Origin of the sequence: Pseudomonas sp. NBRC 111131 (assembly GCF_001320525.1) — a bacterium.
Classification (GTDB): domain Bacteria; phylum Pseudomonadota; class Gammaproteobacteria; order Pseudomonadales; family Pseudomonadaceae; genus Aquipseudomonas; species Aquipseudomonas ceruminis.
This window is the reverse complement of record NZ_BCBH01000006.1, coordinates 133,779-149,174: the sequence shown is the minus strand read 5'-3', so window position 1 is coordinate 149,174 and position 15,396 is coordinate 133,779. Positions and strand designations below refer to the sequence as shown.

Sequence of the window (15,396 nt, the reverse complement as noted above, 5' to 3'; positions counted from 1 at the left end):
ACATCCGTGTACACCTTCGCCCACATCCGATTCCATGCAAGCAACTCGTCGCGTACAGCCGCACGCCGGCCGTTCACCGGCGTGATGACTGGCAATAGCCGCAGTCACCGACTATGACCGGAACTCAATGATCGGCACCGGTTGCATGTTCCGTACAGCAAGAGAACTGGGCGGCCGCGCCCTGCAAGTTCGCTGGCACATGGTTCGACTCGCCCAGCGCCTCTCCCGTTTGTGGGTCATAGGATTTGACCACTGCGTTGCCATCGACCAGCCTTCGGGTGACCACTAGAAAATCGCCTGAGGCACTGGCGTAGGTAATCCCGCCTTCTGGGTCATACCAACCCATATCAGGATCATTGGTGGTTTTAAGGCGGCTCCCGGGGCGCGCAACTCCCCTTATTTCGATACCATCTGAATGCGGCTCAACTGCGTCGATCTGCGTTTCGGCCTTCACGTGGAGGGTGGAGGGGTCCGGCTCAGGAATAGGCAGCCTCAAATCTCGGATCGCATCGAGTGTGCGCGTGGTTGGATGCCAACCCCATCGAATGAAGAATGTTGTGAGATCGTGCTGCGCAGCCCATGCGCTGGTGACCATGAAGTAATGACGGTATTGAGCATCACCCTGGCCAGGTTCAGGGTTGCCATGACTACGGCTTTCACGATGGAGCCGATGAAAGAACGCGTCCCCGTAAGCTGCCCGTAGTTGCTCCCACATGATGAGGCGGACAAACTCGTCATTGTCTTCAAACTTTTTATTCGGATCGGAACTGTTTAAAAAGGCATGCGCTTCACGGTCGTAAGGCACCACCCTTGAGTATTTTTTTTGCGCGCGCTGCACCGCAAGAGAAAATATATTGACGGAGTTCTCAGTCAACGCATTTGCGCTCCATGAAATTTGGTGCTGCATGTGACCCAACTCATGCCAGACGCCCCAGTCGCCGCGCACACCCTCCGGGGTCAATAACGAGCTGCCATAATCCGGCAGGCTGATGCGAAAGTGAGAGGCATTAGGGCTACCGCCCTCCTTTTCCGAAACCAATATTCGCAGCGGGCTTGGCGGATGCTGCTCAGCCCCGTCGCCAATCGCGGCCATTTCGTTTTCAATGCGTAAAATATCTTTGTATTCATCCAACACTGCCGAGGGATCGTGATCCATATATCGCATGGCGGTAATCCACCAGGCGGTTATCACAACCTTCTCGCCAATAAGCTGCACTGGCGCTCGTGGACGCTTCAACTGTGCACCGCAGAGAATCGAAGGCCACTGCTCAGCGGACGTTTCGCCCTGTATGAATACTGCGATTCGATGAGCAAGATGCAAGCGTGAGACCTTAAACGTAGCAGACAATGAATCCGCGCCCGGCGTATCAGAAACAACCCGCAGCCATAATACTCCGCCTTCAGAATCAGTGACCGAGTCGTCGGGGTTGTCTACTTCGTAGATCCGAGGGACTTCTGTATCGACACCACCGGCATTGAAACCGGGAGTACCGACCAAGAATTGAGCCTTGACTGACAGCTCGGGAGGTAATGTTAGGTGATAATCGACTACACCCCCTGGCTCAATCAATATGCCTGTGGGCTGAAAGTCGGCATAGTGAAACCAACGCACATACTGCCTGGCATCAGACTCCGCAAAAGGTAAGATTCTAAAATGTGTGAGCGCGGAGGAAATCGCGGCGCGTGAATTTTCCTCATCCGACATAAAATCATTATTCATCGTGCACCCCTTTAAAAGCTGCCCTGGTACGTGAGTTTTACCGTAAGGGCAGCTCCATGGAGCGTCAACTGGCAAAAATGCTAGGCACTATTAGTTGTATGTATATGCCAACTAGGGTCATAACGGCGTCAAACATTCTGGTGCATCCAGTTTCGGATCATTGACGAAATTGGCCAAGGCCCGTTCCCGCACCGTTGCCGGCGGGCTGGCCAGCAACTCGTGCAAGCGGGTAACCGGCGTATCCGGGTCAAGCCAGGCCGCCTGCCCCGCCTCGTCGAGTATCAGCGGCCGGCGCTGGTTCATTGCCGCCTGGGTGACCACTGCGCAGCTCAACCAGACTTGGTCTTGCACAGGATAGGCCTCCCATACAGCTGCAAAATACAGCGCCGAGCCTTCCCCCGGCGTCAGCCAGTACGGCCGCTTGCGCACGGTGCCGCGCCATTCGTAGAAGCCGTTGGCCGGCATCAGGCAACGCCGCTGGCGCAACGCTTCGCGGAACATCGGTTGCTCGGCCAGCGTTTCGGCACGGGCGTGGGCAGGGGTGCGGGAAAGGTCAGTGAGCCAGGCCGGCGTCAGCCCCCAGCGGGCCTTGGCCAGTTGCATCTGGCCATCAACCTGGCGCTGGATGAGCACCGAGGCGCCCGGTGATATGTTCCATTGCGCCGGCTGGCCGGCAGGGAAGCCCGGCAGGCTGGCAAGGGCCTGGGGCCAGCGAAACAGGGCGTAGCGTCCACACATGGGCGATTCAAAACCTAGCAGATCAAGGTACCGGGGTAACTATCCGGTTCGTCGCCGGCAAGCGGCTGAGCACCATTGTACGCATCGATCAGTTGCCGTGCGTAACTGGCCTGCTCATCGGGCACGGCGAGGCCAAGCAACCCCTGCAACGGCAGTTCACCGACACCGCCTACCAGATCACCGCCCACCAGATGCACCTCGATCCCTTCACTGGCCAGCATGCCGACCAACATTTGCGCCTCCATCAGGTTTTCCGGTTCGTAGATCCGCCGCATTCAGGCATCGTCCTCGCGTCTGACTTCAAGCATCCATTCGTCACCGTGCACCTGCAGGATAAACACCACAGGCTGGCAACACACCTGACAGTCTTCAGTGTAGATCTGGTCGCCAGCGGAGATATCCACAGTGGTTTCCACCCGTTCGCCGCAATAGGGGCAATCATAGAAGTCGGTTTCCAGCATCGCGGCCTCCGCGGTGACTTATGCGTATAATTGCCGGTCTGTTTACAGGGCCTGTGTGCGTCCGAGCCGTTTTTCGGAGCCTGCCCCTACCTTATTACCCTAGCCGTTTCCAACAAGAGAGCATGATGGGCGAATTCGATGCCATCCGACCGTACGACGATGCTGAGGTCCCTGCCGTTCTGGCACGCCTGCTCAGCGACCCGGCATTCCTCGATATCCTCACCCACTTCCGCTTCCCCCGCGCCGCGGGCGCCTTCGGCTGGCTGCTCAAGCCGCTGATCGCCCGCCGCCTGCGCAAGGAATTCGCCGGCGTCACCGGCGTCTCCACCCTGCAGGACAAGGTCGAGTACTACGTCGACCAGACCATCGAGCGAGCCACCGACGGCGTCACCTATTCCGGTGTCGAGCAGCTCAAGTCGGGCACTGCCTACCTGTTCCTGGCCAACCACCGTGACATCGTCATGGACCCGGCCTTCGTCAACTATGCGGTGTACCACGCCGGCCTGCCAACGCCGCGTATCGCCATTGGCGACAACCTGCTGCAAAAGCCGTTCGTCAGCGACATGATGCGCCTGAACAAGAGTTTCATCGTCCACCGATCGCTCAGCGGTCGTCGCGAGAAGCTGGCCGCCTACCAGTTGCTTTCGGCGTACATCAACCATTCGATCCGCAACGATGGTACCTCGATCTGGATTGCCCAGGCCGAAGGCCGCGCCAAGGATGGGGACGACCGCACCGACTCGGCGATCCTCAAGATGTTCCACATGAGCCGCAAGGACGAGCCGTTCGGCGCGGTGATCCAGAGCCTGAACCTGATCCCCGTCTCGATCAGCTACGAGTATGACCCTTGTGACCAGGCCAAGGCGCGCGAGCTGTACATCCGCGCCACCACCGGCACCTACAAGAAGGCGCCTGGGGAAGACGACAACAGCATCGCCAAGGGCATCACCGGCTACAAGGGCCGCGTGCACATCAACTTCGCCCCACCGGTGACTGAGTTCTACGAAGACACCAAGCAGTTGGCGGTGGAGATCGATCGGCAGATTCTGGGTGGCTACCGGTTGTTCCCGGTGCACTACCTGGCGTATGCCATGTGGGGCGAGAAAGACGAGGCACTGCAGGTGCCGAGCGCAGAGCAGGTGTTCCCACCCGAAGAGCTGGCCAAGGCCAGGGAAGAATGGCAGCGCCGCCTGGATGCCTGCCCTGAAGCGCAGCGGCCGTACCTGGTGCTGCAGTATGCAACGCCGGTGCGCAATCAGTACCAGGTCAGGCAGCAAGCACCGGTAGCCTGACCGGGCGGGGTTGCCTGGCAGCCCCGCAGATCAGATCCAGGTACTGAGCCAGGACAGCAGCAGCGCCATGGCCAGGCAGGAAAAGCCGAGGATGTAGTAGTAACGCGGCACTCGCTGGCCGAATGCATCGACCACACCCTCATCCACCGCCAGGCGCTCGCGGGTGATCGCTTCGCGACGCCGCGCACTGTGCAGCAGCAACCCGCCCGGGCAGGTCATCAGCAGCGCCAGCAGATTGATCAGCTTGGTCGGGTGGGTGGCCAGCAACCCCCAAAGCACTTGCAAGGACATCACGCAACCTCGGTTGGAACGACAGGCCGGCATTCTACCGAAGTCCCACTCCGGCGCCTGGGCGGGGCGACAAAGTGTCACTAAATTTCATCTGTCACATGCTCGTCATCAGAACAGGCCACCCTGACGGCCCTTTCCCGACCCGGAGCGTGTTGATGCTGCATGCCGAAAACCAGGACCGCCTCTATCTCGTCACCCAGAGCGACGAGCAACAGGCATTGATCGATGGCTTTGCGATCAATGTCCAGGACCGTCAGTGGCTGGTTTATTGCGCCTTGGGCGGCCATGTGCATGAGCATTTACCTGAGGTGGATGTGCTCACCGGCGTGAGTGTGCTGAATTTCCATATCGAAGCGGCCTGAGGACAGATAAACAAGAACCCGCGGCCTGGCACGCAGGCGGCGGGTTCTTTTTACCTCGGGAGACGTTTACTCGCTCAGCACCTGCCCGATGGTCGGGTCCTTGAACAGGCGAGTCAGGGCGTCGCTCAGCACATCGCCCACCAGCTTGGTGTTGGTTTCCTGGTTTGGCGCCATGCCAAAGCGCTGGTCCAGCGAAGCCCCATAACGGCCGCTGTAGCGGCGGTTGGCGTTGGACACATCGGCACGGAAGGTCGCGCCGATCGTGGCCTCGGTCACATACAGGTTGTCCTTGGGCGATTGGTACTTCAGCTCGGCCAGGGTCACGGTCAGCTGTGGCGCATTGTAGGCGTTAGCCGTAGGGGTGAAGCCCAGCAGGCGCACCGCCGCTTCGGCCTGGGCCTGCAACTTGGGCACGATGTCATTGCCGTTGACACTGATGGTGCTGGTTTCAGGGTACATGCCACCGCGAGTGCCCAAGGACTGCGAAGGCCGGCCGTCGACCACCTTGACCACCACCGGCTGGCCATGGCCGACTGGCGCAAGCTGGGCGTTGAGTTTGGGCTGCGGGCTGAGTTGTTGCGGGCTGTGGGCACAACCAACCAGGCTGAGGCTGGCCACGGCAAGCAAACCGAACAACAGACGTTGCAACATGCGCGTTTCTCCAGAAAATGCGGCAAAGGTCGACAGTATACCTAGCGGCAGGCGATAAGCGGCAAGCCACACACGGCAAGAAAAAAGCGTCCCGTGCAGCTGCCTGTTTCCCTGCGGCGTGAAGGTTGCCGCCAGCGAGGGTTGTCACAATGGTTTCATGGCCCTGCAGATATGCTTACGCCAAGCCCCAACGCACAGGACTCCCCGCCATGGCCTCGCTCTGGACCCTGCTCTTTCAACGCCCGCGCCACCGCTGCTACGCCCGCCTGGATGCCGAAGGCAAATGCCTGGCGTTCAAAGCGTGCAGCCACGCGCCAAGCGGCGGCGGCTGGCTGCAGGTCAGCGAAATCCAGCCTGCCTGGCTGGGTCGGGAACTGCCCGACGAAGCCCGGATTTGCGCCCGCGCAAGCCATCACTGGCAGCAATGCACCGTGCCAGCCTGACAAACGCCGCAATAAAATGCACGAATAACGACCTTTCTGCCCGCGACATCGTTATAATCTTCCCCCGATTATAAGGACGTCTCCTGATCGGGCCCCGCAATTTGCCGTTTGACCCCGGCACCTCCAACGCCCAGCCCACAGAGAGCCTTCCACTCAGGTCTTGCATCGGCTGTCGTGCCTGCTTTTCCGGCCCTTCGCACTGCATGAACCTGTGGGTTGCCATCGCGCAGTCCCCTTTTGAGGTTCACGTCTCCAAAAGAGCGTGAAAAAACGGTTTTTCACAACTTCACGAGAGTGTGGCGAGCAAATGAACAGTCTGGCATGTGCAAAAGCGGCAGATGTGTCCCGAACAGCCCTGAACAGGCGGCTTAAACGCTCATTTCCAATGAGCATCTGAGGCTGCTCCATAGCGCACGCACGACACCTTGACCATAAGTCGAATTGCCGCACCTGTGGCAAACAGCGTTCAATACCCGAACCCGAAGACTGATTGGCGGTGTCCGCGGAAGTTGCAAGAACTGCGAAGAGTCGGACATGGCGATCCTGGCACCCCTGGGGTCCTGTGCTGTCAATTAGGTAGCTGTAGATTGTGGAGACGCGTTAAATGGCGCAGAACGAATCGGTTGATGTAGTACTGGTAGGCGCGGGCATCATGAGTGCCACCCTGGCCGTACTGCTCAAGGAGCTCGACCCGACCCTCAAACTGGAGGTCGTCGAGGCGATGGACTCCGGGGCCGCGGAAAGCTCCAACCCCTGGAACAACGCAGGTACCGGCCATGCCGGGCTGTGCGAGCTGAACTACACGCCCCAGGCCGCCGATGGCAGCATCGACATCAAAAAGGCCGTGCACATCAACACCCAGTTCGAGGTTTCGCGCCAGTTCTGGGCCTACCTGAGCAAGAAAGGCAACTTCGGCTCGGCCCGTGCCTTCATCAACCCGGTCCCGCACCTGAGCTATGTCGAAGGTGACAAGGGTGTGTCCTTCCTCAAGAAGCGCTTCGAGCTGCTCAAGCAGCACCACGCCTTCGCCGAGATGGAATACACCGAAGACAAGGCCGTGATGAAGGACTGGATGCCGCTGATGATGCCAGGCCGCCCGGCCGACCAGCACATCGCCGCCACCCGCGTGATGAAAGGCACCGACGTCAACTTCGGCGCCCTGACCAACAAGCTGCTCAAGCTGCTGGGCGACACGCCGAACGCGCAGGTCAAGTACAGCAAGAAAGTCGTCGGTTTGCGCCGTAACGGTGCCGGCTGGACGGTCAGCATCAAGGACGTCAACAGCGGCGGCAGCCGTGAAGTCGACGCCCGCTTCGTGTTCCTCGGCGCCGGCGGCGCGGCCCTGCCGTTGCTGCAACTGTCCGGTATCCCGGAGAGCAAAGGCTTTGGCGGCTTCCCGGTAAGCGGCCAGTGGCTGCGTTGCGACAACCCGGAAATCGTCAAGCAGCACCAGGCCAAGGTCTACAGCCAGGCCGCCGTCGGTGCGCCGCCGATGTCGGTGCCGCACTTGGACACCCGCGTGGTGGACGGTAAGAAATCGCTGCTGTTCGGCCCATACGCAGGCTTTACTACCAAGTTCCTCAAGCACGGCTCGTTCATGGACCTGCCGCTATCGGTACGCATGGGCAACATCGGCCCGATGCTGGCCGTGGCCCGCGACAACATGGACCTGACCAAGTACCTGGTCAGCGAAGTGATGCAGTCGATGGAACAACGCCTGGAATCGTTGCGCCGCTTCTATCCGCAGGCCAAAGCCGAAGATTGGCGCCTGGAAGTGGCCGGCCAGCGCGTACAGATCATCAAGAAAGACCCGAAAAAAGGCGGTATCCTGCAGTTCGGTACCGAGCTGGTTTCGGCCCAGGACGGCAGCCTGGCCGCGCTGCTCGGCGCTTCGCCGGGTGCTTCGGTCACAGTGTCGATCATGCTCGAGTTGATCGAACGCTGCTTCCCCGAGCAGGCCAAAGGTGCCTGGGCTGCCAAGCTCAAGGAGATCTTCCCGGCTCGCGAGAAGACCCTGGCCACCGACGCCGCCTTGTACAACAAGATCAGCGCCGACAACGACGTGGCGCTGGAACTGGTGGAAGACAGCCCGGCCAAGCATTACGCCTGAGCCAGCTGAAACGAAAAAACGCCCCTCGGGGCGTTTTTTTGTGCCTGCGCTGTGGCCAGCACAGGCCAACGTATCAGCCGCGGGCTTGCGCGATGATCTCGATGTACTCAGACGCATTGCGCTGGTCTGCAATCTGCTCGACGAAGGTCTTGCCGTGCTCGTCCTTGCCATCAAGGTCGTAACCCGCCTCGACGAAGAAGCCGATAAAACGCTCGAAGTCGTCGATGCGCAAGCCACGGTAGGCCTTGACCAACTTGTGCAGCGACGGCGAGGTCACGCCATCGGCCGGTTCAAACTGTAGGAACGACTTGATGTAGTCGTCGCTGATTTCGTCACCAATCACCTGCTTCTTGTCTTTGCGCATTGCCGGCTCCAACTGGACCATCACGGAATTTCGAAGGCCGGCAGTTTACCCCCCGCAGGCCGCACGCCTCAACGCGTACGTACGGTACCGGTGTGCAGGTCGGCCCAGACATGGCCATTGGCATACGTCAGGAACTGCACATATACCGTCTCGTTGCGCAGCAGGTCCATGACCACGCGATAGTCGCTCACCGGGTAGTTGAGGCTCAGTGTACGGGTCTTGTCGTCGTACACCGGTTTTTTCAGGCTTTTGCCGGCTTCACCGTCGAAGGTGAGCAGCACTTGGCTGATGGTCGCCCCCTTGCTCAGCGGCTTGCCTTTGAGGCGCATCTGCAAAGAGGCGGTAATCGGGATGGGTTGCTGGTCGGACTGGCGCTGGGCGCCCACGACCACCGAATAATCGGTTACCTGCAGCAACTGCTGAGCCGTCGGCGCTTCCTGGCGCAACGACAGGTCATCGGGCGGGAGAAACTGGCTGTGCAGGGGAGCAGCGGCCAGGGGCAGGCTTACCGCCAGCAGCAGGGGAACAATCGCACGCATGTGAGGCTCCTTGGCATGAGGGGGCACTCTAGCACGCTACTCCATGGCCGTTGTCACTCGAACTGCGCGATCATCCACGCGTGATAGGTCGCCACCCCGTCTTCGCCTTCGCGTGGTGCCCAAGGGGCATGCTCACCCTCGCCCAGCGGCGTATAGGGGCCCGCCTTGCAGTCGAACAGAATACTGTCGGCTTCCAGCACGACCAGGCTGTGGTAGACCCTGGGCGGGATGTCCACGCCAATGCAGTCTCCGCCGGCCTGCAGCACACGCTTGCCGATCACCTCGCCGTGCTCGTCGAATAGCAGAATCCCCAAGCGCCCCTTGAGCGCCAACAGGGTCTCGGCCTTGTCGTCGCTCAGGTGCCGATGCGGTGCAACATAGGTGCAGGGCTGCATGCCAACCGCCAGGCGGTGGCAGGGCTCCAGGGTTTCATGGAAGCTGTAGTGGTAGCGACCACGGGGCGCATCGGCCGCTTTCTGTACCAGCCCGGCGAACAGCGATTGGTCGATGAACGCAGGCTGGCGCATGTCACATCCCCTTTACTGCGAATATACCGTTAGCGTTTCGCCAGTAACCTTTATAGTCCATGCCATAGCCAAAGATATAGCGATCGACGCAGGACAGGCCAACATAGCTAGCCTTCAGATCAGGGCTGGCCTTGCGGTCGTGGTCCTTGTCGATCAGCACGGCGCTGTGCACCGAGCGAGCACCGGCGTGCTTGCAGAACTCGATGATGGCGCTGAGGGTATGGCCTTCGTCGAGGATATCGTCCACGACCAGCACGTCGCGGTCTATGAACGAAACCTCCGGCTTGGCCTTCCAGAACAGCTCACCACCACTGGTCTGGTTACGGTACCGGGTGGCATGCAGGTAAGAGGCTTCCAGCGGGAACTGCAGGTGAGTCAGCAGCTTGCCGGCGAAGATCAGGCCGCCGTTCATTACACAGAACACGACCGGGTTCTTGTCGTGCAGGTCTTTGCAGATCTGTTCACCGACCTTGGCGATTGCCGCTTCCACTTCGGCTTCGTTGTACAGGCAGTCTGCCTCGCGCATGACTTGACGGATGTGCTCGAGATCGGCGGACATGGCGCTCTCCGGGGGGCGATTTGGAAAAGCGGGCAAAGGTACGCATCCGCTCGTCACAGATCAAGCATTTATGGACTAACGTGCAAAAGGACTACACGACAGCAAAGGCTGAATAGATTAATCTAGCGCGGTTTTTTTGCCCGCCTTTCGGAGCCCCCTATGCCCACTCGTGAGATCCGCCACCCGCTGATCCGCCACAAGCTCGGTCTGATGCGCCGTGCCGACATCAGCACCAAGAATTTTCGCGAACTCGCCCAGGAAGTCGGCGCGCTCCTGACCTATGAAGCCACCAAGGACCTCCCACTCGAAACCTACGAGATCGACGGCTGGTGTGGCAAGGTGCAGGTTGAAAAAATCGCCGGCAAGAAGATTACCGTGGTGCCGATCCTGCGCGCCGGCATCGGCATGCTCGATGGTGTACTCAGCCTTATCCCGGGCGCCAAGGTCAGCGCCGTGGGTGTCGCGCGCAACGAGGAAACTTTCGAAGCCCACACCTACCTGGAAAAGCTCGCGCCGGACATCAACCAGCGCCTGGCGCTGATCATCGACCCGATGCTGGCGACCGGCGGCTCGATGGTAGCCACCATCGAACTGCTGAAGAAAGCGGGCTGCAAGGAAATCCGCGCCATGGTGCTGGTCGCCGCACCCGAAGGTATCGAGGTGGTGGAAAAAGCCCACCCGGATGTACAGATCTACACCGCCTCGATCGACCAGCGCCTGAACGAACATGGCTACATCGTCCCCGGCCTGGGCGACGCCGGTGACAAGATTTTCGGCACCAAGCAGAAGGACGCCTGACATGCAGGACGGCTTCAACGACCCGCTCTGGCGCCAGGTCGTCTCGGGCGCGCAGATGCTCTTCGTGGCATTCGGCGCGCTGGTGCTGATGCCGCTGATTACCGGCCTCGACCCGAACGTCGCCCTGTTCACCGCCGGCATCGGCACCCTGCTGTTCCAGCTGGTCACAGGCCGTCAGGTGCCCGTATTCCTGGCATCGAGCTTTGCCTTCATCACCCCGATCATTCTCGCCAAGGGCCAGTTCGGCCTGGCCGAGACCATGGGCGGGGTGATGGCCGCAGGCTTCGTGTACACCTTCATGGGCCTGATGGTGAAGATCAAGGGCACTGGTTTCATCGACCGCATGCTGCCCCCGGTGGTGATTGGGCCGGTGATCATCTCCATCGGCCTGGCCATGGCGCCGATCGCCGCCAACATGGCGATGGGCAAAGCCGGCGACGGCAGCGTACTGCTGCCATACCAGACCGCCATGCTGATTTCCATGCCGGCGCTGCTGACCACACTGATTGTCGCCGTGTTCGGCAAAGGCATTTTCCGCCTGGTGCCGATCATTGCCGGTGTGCTGGTCGGCTTTGCCCTGTCGTTTGCCTTTGGTGTGGTCGACACCGCCAAGATCGCCGCCGCCCCGTGGCTCGAGGTGCCCAATTTCACCGCACCGGCATTCAACTGGCAGGCCATCCTGTTCATCGTGCCGGTTGCCCTGGCACCGGCGATCGAGCACATCGGCGGGGTGATTGCGGTAGGCAGTGTGACCGGCCGCGACTACCTGAAAAAGCCGGGCCTGCACCGCACCCTGCTGGGTGACGGCCTGGCGACCACCGCCGCCGGCCTGTTCGGCGGCCCGCCCAACACCACCTATGCCGAAGTCACTGGCGCGGTGATGCTGACCAAGAACTACAACCCGAAGATCATGACCTGGGCGGCAGGCTTTGCCATTACCCTGGCCTTCATCGGCAAGTTCGGCGCGTTGCTGCAAAGCATCCCGGTGCCCGTGATGGGCGGCATACTCTGCCTGCTGTTCGGCTCGATCGCGGCAGTGGGCATGAACACCATGATCCGCCACAAGATCGACCTGAGCGAGGCGCGCAACCTGGTGATCGTTTCGGTCACCCTGGTGTTCGGCATCGGCGGGGTCTTGGTAGGCAGCGGTGACGGGCCAGACGATTGGGGCCTGAAGGGCATTGCCCTGTGCGCCATTGTGGCCATCGCCCTGAACCTGATCCTGCCGGGCAATGATGGCTGGAAACACAAGAAGCTGGATGATCAGTTGCCTTGATCTCCTGACCTTCAGTTTTGCCAGGGCTGCACTGGCCCTGTCGCCCGCCGGCCGGCTCCCATAGACACTGTGGAAGCCGGCTGGTCAGCCCTGGACATCACACCTGTTCACACATCCCGGCCAACACCCGCACCCACTCCGGGTGATCGTTCAGGCACGGCACCAGCACCAGTTCCTCCCCTCCCGCCTCGATGAACTGCTCCTTGCCGCGGTCGCCAATCTCTTCAAGCGTCTCGATGCAATCGGCCACGAATGCCGGGCACATTACCAGGAGCTTCTTGACCCCCGCCTTGGCCAGTTCATCCAGACGCGTCTCGGTATAAGGTTCGATCCACTTGGCCCGCCCCAGCCGCGACTGGAATGACACCGACCATTTGCCGTCGGGGATGCCCATCGCCGTCGCAAAGGCCTTGGCGGTGGCCAGGCACTGCCCGCGGTAGCACACCGCGCGCATCTCGGCGCTGGCGTCCTTGCAGCAATCGGCCGCCTGGAAGTCATGCTTGCCCGTGGGGTCGAGCTTTTTCAGATGCCGCTCCGGCAAGCCATGGAAGCTCAATAGCAGGTGATCGTAATCCTGCTGCAGGTAGGGCCTGGCGCTGGCAGCGAGGGCCTGGATGTACTGCGGGTCATCGTAGAACGGTTGCAGCACGCGCAACTGCAGCGGCAACTGCTGTTCGGCGATGGTCTGCTTGGCCAACGTCACGACCGTTGTCACCGTACTGTCGGCGAACTGTGGATAAAGCGGTGCCAGGGTAACGTTACGTACGCCCTGGGCGGCCAGGCGCGCCAGCACCTGCGGCAGCGCCGGCTCGCCATAACGCATGGCAACCTCCACCGGGCCGTGGGGCCAGTGTTCGACCATCGCGGCTTGCAGGCGCCGGGTCAGCACCACCAACGGCGAACCTTCGTCCCACCAGATCGAGGCGTAGGCATGGGCCGACTGCTCCGGGCGCTTGATCAGAATCAGCGACACCAGCAGCCGCCGCACCGGCCAAGGCAGGTCAATCACGTAAGGGTCCATCAGGAACTGGTTGAGATAGCGGCGCACATCGGCCACCGAGGTGGAAGCCGGGGAACCCAGGTTTACCAACAGCAAGGCGTGATCGGTCATGCAGCGTCCTATGTCAGAGGCGGCTGGACAGGTTGTCCAGGGCCGATTGCAGATCGTTGAAACGGAAAGTGAAACCCGCTGCCAGCAAGCGAACGGGGCGGGCCCGCTGGCCACCGAGCAGCAAGGTGGAAAGCTCACCGAGCCCGGCCTTGAGCAGCAGCCCGGGCATGGGCATGAAGGCCGGACGATGCATGGCCCGGCCCAGGGCCTTGGCGAATGCACGGTTGCGTACAGGCTCTGGCGCGCAGGCATTATAAGGACCGCTGGCGTCCTTGCGCTGCAAGAGAAAATCAATCAGGGCGACCTGGTCCTCTATATGGACCCAGGGCATCCACTGTCGTCCATTGCCCAACGGCCCTCCCAGCCCCATTTTAAAAGGCAGACGCAGGCGCGACAAAAAGCCACCATCGCTGGCCAGCACCAGCCCGGTGCGCACCAGGACCACCCGGATACCGAGGCTCTGTGCACGCAGGGCAGTTTCTTCCCAGGCGATACACAACTGGCTGGCAAAGTCTTCCCGCACCGGTGGCGAGGCTTCGGTCAGCTCGCGTTCACCACCGTCGCCGTACCACCCCACCGCCGACCCCGAAATCAGCACCTCAGGGCGCTGCTCGCGGCTGCCCAGCCAGGCCAGCAACTGCTCGGTGAGGGTGATGCGGCTGGCCCATAACAGGTTACGTCGCGCCCCCGTCCACGGCCGATCGGCAATGGGCGCACCGGCCAGGTTGATTACCGCGTCCACGGGCTCATCGGCTGCCAAGTCTTCCAGGCGTGCAATACCCCGCACGCCGGTGCCACAGAGCCGCGGCACCTGTTCGGGGCGCCGGCTCCACACGGTAAGACGATGGCCCTGGCCGCGCCAGAACTGGCACAAGTGCTGGCCGATCAAGCCGGTACCGCCTGTCAGCAATATATGCATGGCTGTGTCCTCGCAGAGTGCGGCCATGGTCTATTTTTAAGATCAAGGCACTTTTTTAACCAAACGCTCTCGGATAAACATAGGCCAACCTGCTCTTTAAAGCGGAATAACCTTATACAAACATTGTGCATTGTACAGGTTTGCCTGACAGCGTAGTCTGCGTACAGCAAGGTTTGAAGAGGCCATCATGACAGTACCTATTGCCATCATCGGTGCCGGTATCGCCGGCCTTTCCGCCGCCCAGGCCCTGCAGAAGGCCGGGCAATCCGTTCACTTGTTCGACAAAGGCCACGGCAGTGGCGGGCGTATGGCCAGCAAGCGCAGCGAGGCCGGTGCGCTCGACCTTGGCGCCCAGTACTTCACTGCCCGCGACCGGCGTTTCGTCGAACAGGTACAACAGTGGGTCGCTGCCGGCTGGGCCGCGCAGTGGAAACCGCAACTGTACAACTACCGTGACGGCGAACTCACACCCTCCCCTGACGAACAGACGCGCTGGGTGGGCGTGCCGCGCATGAGCGCCATCACCCGCGGCCTGCTCAAGGACGTGACGGTGAACTTCGGCTGCCGTATCGCTGAAGTATTCCGGGGCAAGCAGTACTGGCACCTGCAAGATACCGAAGGCTGCAGCCATGGCCCGTTCAGCCGCGTGGTGATTGCCGTCCCCGCGCCCCAGGCCACACCTTTGCTGGCTGCCACGCCCAAGCTCGCCGCCGTGGCAGCCGGCGTGGTGATGGAACCGACCTGGGCCGTTGCCCTGGCCTTCCAGTCCCCCCTCGACACCCCCATGCAAGGCTGCTTCGTGCAGGACAACCCACTCGACTGGCTGGCGCGCAATCGCAGCAAACCAGGCCGTGACGAGCATCTCGACACCTGGGTGCTGCATGCCACATCCCACTGGAGCAAACAACACCTCGACCTGGCCAAGGAAGAAGTCATCGAACAGCTCTGGGGCGAATTCGCCGAGCTGGTTGGCTGCGTGGTGCCAGCCCCCTCCTTCGCCCTGGCGCACCGCTGGCTGTACGCACGGCCGGCGGGGAGCCACGAATGGGGCGCGCTGGCCGATGCCGACCAAGGCCTGTATGCCTGTGGCGACTGGTGCCTGTCCGGCCGCGTAGAGGGCGCCTGGCTCAGCGGCCAGGAGGCGGCACGGCGGCTTCTGGAGCACCTCGAATAAGCTGTAATGCCAAATCCTGCAAAATACGGGTTTGCAGAACGGCCTGGCTGTGCTGGAATAA

At 61.1% G+C, this 15,396-nt stretch carries 19 protein-coding genes; 7 read left to right on the top strand and 12 right to left on the bottom strand.

The genetic code is table 11. The annotated features are described in order from the left end of the window. Positions 1 to 124: 124 nt before the first annotated feature. From APH34_RS08520 to APH34_RS08505, 4 genes are all read right to left on the bottom strand, one after another. Positions 125 to 1,720, bottom strand: coding sequence for a M60 family metallopeptidase (locus APH34_RS08520; RefSeq protein ID WP_054900733.1), 1,596 nt, complete (start codon positions 1,718 to 1,720; stop codon positions 125 to 127). Positions 1,721 to 1,837: 117 nt separating this feature from the next. After that, positions 1,838 to 2,458 carry an SOS response-associated peptidase gene (locus APH34_RS08515; RefSeq protein ID WP_054900732.1) on the bottom strand — a complete coding sequence of 207 codons (621 nt, stop codon included), beginning with the start codon at positions 2,456 to 2,458 and terminating at the stop codon, positions 1,838 to 1,840. Positions 2,459 to 2,472: 14 nt separating this feature from the next. Beyond that, positions 2,473 to 2,733: a putative signal transducing protein gene (locus tag APH34_RS08510; RefSeq protein ID WP_054900731.1), complete on the bottom strand. Its 261-nt coding sequence runs from the start codon at positions 2,731 to 2,733 to the stop codon at positions 2,473 to 2,475. Then, a complete protein-coding gene (locus APH34_RS08505; protein WP_054900730.1) occupies positions 2,734 to 2,919 on the bottom strand; it encodes a CPXCG motif-containing cysteine-rich protein in 186 nt (61 codons plus the stop codon). It abuts the gene before it with no gap. A gap of 122 nt (positions 2,920 to 3,041) precedes the next feature. Here APH34_RS08505 and APH34_RS08500 point away from each other — a divergent pair, with 122 nt between their 5' ends. Continuing rightward, positions 3,042 to 4,211 (top strand): 1-acyl-sn-glycerol-3-phosphate acyltransferase, encoded by a 1,170-nt coding sequence (locus APH34_RS08500; RefSeq protein WP_054900729.1) that lies wholly within the window; start codon positions 3,042 to 3,044, stop codon positions 4,209 to 4,211. Between the two features lie 30 nt (positions 4,212 to 4,241). On the opposite strand, the gene APH34_RS08495 is transcribed toward APH34_RS08500, so the two are convergent. Beyond that, positions 4,242 to 4,502 carry a hypothetical protein gene (locus tag APH34_RS08495; protein WP_054900728.1) on the bottom strand — a complete coding sequence of 87 codons (261 nt, stop codon included), beginning with the start codon at positions 4,500 to 4,502 and terminating at the stop codon, positions 4,242 to 4,244. A gap of 155 nt (positions 4,503 to 4,657) precedes the next feature. On the opposite strand from APH34_RS08495, the gene APH34_RS08490 reads away from it, so the two are divergent. Then, complete coding sequence (locus APH34_RS08490; RefSeq protein WP_054900727.1) at positions 4,658 to 4,864, top strand: hypothetical protein; 207 nt, start codon at positions 4,658 to 4,660, stop codon at positions 4,862 to 4,864. Positions 4,865 to 4,930: 66 nt separating this feature from the next. Here APH34_RS08490 and APH34_RS08485 read toward each other — a convergent pair whose 3' ends face one another. Continuing rightward, complete coding sequence (locus APH34_RS08485) at positions 4,931 to 5,515, bottom strand: YajG family lipoprotein (protein ID WP_054900726.1); 585 nt, start codon at positions 5,513 to 5,515, stop codon at positions 4,931 to 4,933. A 209-nt stretch (positions 5,516 to 5,724) separates the two neighbouring features. On the opposite strand from APH34_RS08485, the gene APH34_RS08480 reads away from it, so the two are divergent. Together APH34_RS08480 and mqo are read left to right on the top strand one after the other, a co-directional pair. Next, positions 5,725 to 5,958 (top strand): hypothetical protein, encoded by a 234-nt coding sequence (locus APH34_RS08480; protein WP_054900725.1) that lies wholly within the window; start codon positions 5,725 to 5,727, stop codon positions 5,956 to 5,958. Positions 5,959 to 6,562: 604 nt separating this feature from the next. Next, a complete protein-coding gene (mqo, locus tag APH34_RS08475) occupies positions 6,563 to 8,068 on the top strand; it encodes a malate dehydrogenase (quinone) (protein ID WP_054900724.1) in 1,506 nt (501 codons plus the stop codon). Positions 8,069 to 8,141: 73 nt separating this feature from the next. On the opposite strand, the gene APH34_RS08470 is transcribed toward mqo, so the two are convergent. From APH34_RS08470 to APH34_RS08455, 4 genes are all read right to left on the bottom strand, one after another. After that, the gene (locus APH34_RS08470) at positions 8,142 to 8,432 is read right to left on the bottom strand and encodes a PA4642 family protein (RefSeq protein ID WP_054900723.1); all 291 of its coding nucleotides are present in this window, start codon (positions 8,430 to 8,432) and stop codon (positions 8,142 to 8,144) included. 68 nt (positions 8,433 to 8,500) lie between these two features. Continuing rightward, positions 8,501 to 8,971 carry a hypothetical protein gene (locus APH34_RS08465; RefSeq protein ID WP_054900722.1) on the bottom strand — a complete coding sequence of 157 codons (471 nt, stop codon included), beginning with the start codon at positions 8,969 to 8,971 and terminating at the stop codon, positions 8,501 to 8,503. A 53-nt stretch (positions 8,972 to 9,024) separates the two neighbouring features. Beyond that, a complete protein-coding gene (locus APH34_RS08460; protein WP_054900721.1) occupies positions 9,025 to 9,498 on the bottom strand; it encodes a WbuC family cupin fold metalloprotein in 474 nt (157 codons plus the stop codon). 1 nt (position 9,499) lies between these two features. Then, positions 9,500 to 10,057, bottom strand: a complete 558-nt coding sequence (locus tag APH34_RS08455) for a hypoxanthine-guanine phosphoribosyltransferase (protein ID WP_054900720.1) — start codon at positions 10,055 to 10,057, stop codon at positions 9,500 to 9,502. 159 nt (positions 10,058 to 10,216) lie between these two features. Between APH34_RS08455 and upp the strand changes: the two genes are divergently transcribed. Both upp and APH34_RS08445 read left to right on the top strand, forming a co-directional pair. Further along, on the top strand, positions 10,217 to 10,855 hold the full coding sequence (upp, locus tag APH34_RS08450; RefSeq protein ID WP_054900719.1) for a uracil phosphoribosyltransferase: 639 nt from the start codon (positions 10,217 to 10,219) through the stop codon (positions 10,853 to 10,855). 1 nt (position 10,856) lies between these two features. Further along, the gene (locus APH34_RS08445) at positions 10,857 to 12,131 is read left to right on the top strand and encodes a uracil-xanthine permease family protein (RefSeq protein ID WP_054900718.1); all 1,275 of its coding nucleotides are present in this window, start codon (positions 10,857 to 10,859) and stop codon (positions 12,129 to 12,131) included. A 97-nt stretch (positions 12,132 to 12,228) separates the two neighbouring features. Here APH34_RS08445 and hemH read toward each other — a convergent pair whose 3' ends face one another. Both hemH and APH34_RS08435 read right to left on the bottom strand, forming a co-directional pair. Then, complete coding sequence (gene hemH / locus APH34_RS08440) at positions 12,229 to 13,242, bottom strand: ferrochelatase (protein WP_054900717.1); 1,014 nt, start codon at positions 13,240 to 13,242, stop codon at positions 12,229 to 12,231. Between the two features lie 13 nt (positions 13,243 to 13,255). Beyond that, positions 13,256 to 14,161 (bottom strand): TIGR01777 family oxidoreductase, encoded by a 906-nt coding sequence (locus tag APH34_RS08435; protein ID WP_054900716.1) that lies wholly within the window; start codon positions 14,159 to 14,161, stop codon positions 13,256 to 13,258. 187 nt (positions 14,162 to 14,348) lie between these two features. Here APH34_RS08435 and APH34_RS08430 point away from each other — a divergent pair, with 187 nt between their 5' ends. Then, on the top strand, positions 14,349 to 15,335 hold the full coding sequence (locus APH34_RS08430; RefSeq protein WP_054900715.1) for an NAD(P)/FAD-dependent oxidoreductase: 987 nt from the start codon (positions 14,349 to 14,351) through the stop codon (positions 15,333 to 15,335). Positions 15,336 to 15,396 lie beyond the last annotated feature (61 nt).

Excerpts from the sequence above, each read along its gene's own strand:
- APH34_RS08500 (WP_054900729.1), top strand. The coding sequence starts at position 3,042 with ATGATGGGCGAATTCGATGCCATCCGACCGTACGACGATGCTGAGGTC.
- APH34_RS08515 (WP_054900732.1), bottom strand. The coding sequence starts at position 2,458 with ATGTGTGGACGCTACGCCCTGTTTCGCTGGCCCCAGGCCCTTGCCAGC.
- APH34_RS08485 (WP_054900726.1), bottom strand. The coding sequence starts at position 5,515 with ATGTTGCAACGTCTGTTGTTCGGTTTGCTTGCCGTGGCCAGCCTCAGC.
- APH34_RS08465 (WP_054900722.1), bottom strand. The coding sequence starts at position 8,971 with ATGCGTGCGATTGTTCCCCTGCTGCTGGCGGTAAGCCTGCCCCTGGCC.
- APH34_RS08480 (WP_054900725.1), top strand. The coding sequence starts at position 5,725 with ATGGCCTCGCTCTGGACCCTGCTCTTTCAACGCCCGCGCCACCGCTGC.
- APH34_RS08470 (WP_054900723.1), bottom strand. The coding sequence starts at position 8,432 with ATGCGCAAAGACAAGAAGCAGGTGATTGGTGACGAAATCAGCGACGAC.
- APH34_RS08430 (WP_054900715.1), top strand. The coding sequence starts at position 14,349 with ATGACAGTACCTATTGCCATCATCGGTGCCGGTATCGCCGGCCTTTCC.
- hemH (WP_054900717.1), bottom strand. The coding sequence starts at position 13,242 with ATGACCGATCACGCCTTGCTGTTGGTAAACCTGGGTTCCCCGGCTTCC.
- APH34_RS08520 (WP_054900733.1), bottom strand. The coding sequence starts at position 1,720 with ATGAATAATGATTTTATGTCGGATGAGGAAAATTCACGCGCCGCGATT.
- APH34_RS08490 (WP_054900727.1), top strand. The coding sequence starts at position 4,658 with ATGCTGCATGCCGAAAACCAGGACCGCCTCTATCTCGTCACCCAGAGC.
- APH34_RS08445 (WP_054900718.1), top strand. The coding sequence starts at position 10,857 with ATGCAGGACGGCTTCAACGACCCGCTCTGGCGCCAGGTCGTCTCGGGC.
- APH34_RS08435 (WP_054900716.1), bottom strand. The coding sequence starts at position 14,161 with ATGCATATATTGCTGACAGGCGGTACCGGCTTGATCGGCCAGCACTTG.
- APH34_RS08495 (WP_054900728.1), bottom strand. The coding sequence starts at position 4,502 with ATGTCCTTGCAAGTGCTTTGGGGGTTGCTGGCCACCCACCCGACCAAG.
- mqo (WP_054900724.1), top strand. The coding sequence starts at position 6,563 with ATGGCGCAGAACGAATCGGTTGATGTAGTACTGGTAGGCGCGGGCATC.
- APH34_RS08460 (WP_054900721.1), bottom strand. The coding sequence starts at position 9,498 with ATGCGCCAGCCTGCGTTCATCGACCAATCGCTGTTCGCCGGGCTGGTA.
- APH34_RS08505 (WP_054900730.1), bottom strand. The coding sequence starts at position 2,919 with ATGCTGGAAACCGACTTCTATGATTGCCCCTATTGCGGCGAACGGGTG.
- APH34_RS08455 (WP_054900720.1), bottom strand. The coding sequence starts at position 10,057 with ATGTCCGCCGATCTCGAGCACATCCGTCAAGTCATGCGCGAGGCAGAC.
- upp (WP_054900719.1), top strand. The coding sequence starts at position 10,217 with ATGCCCACTCGTGAGATCCGCCACCCGCTGATCCGCCACAAGCTCGGT.
- APH34_RS08510 (WP_054900731.1), bottom strand. The coding sequence starts at position 2,733 with ATGCGGCGGATCTACGAACCGGAAAACCTGATGGAGGCGCAAATGTTG.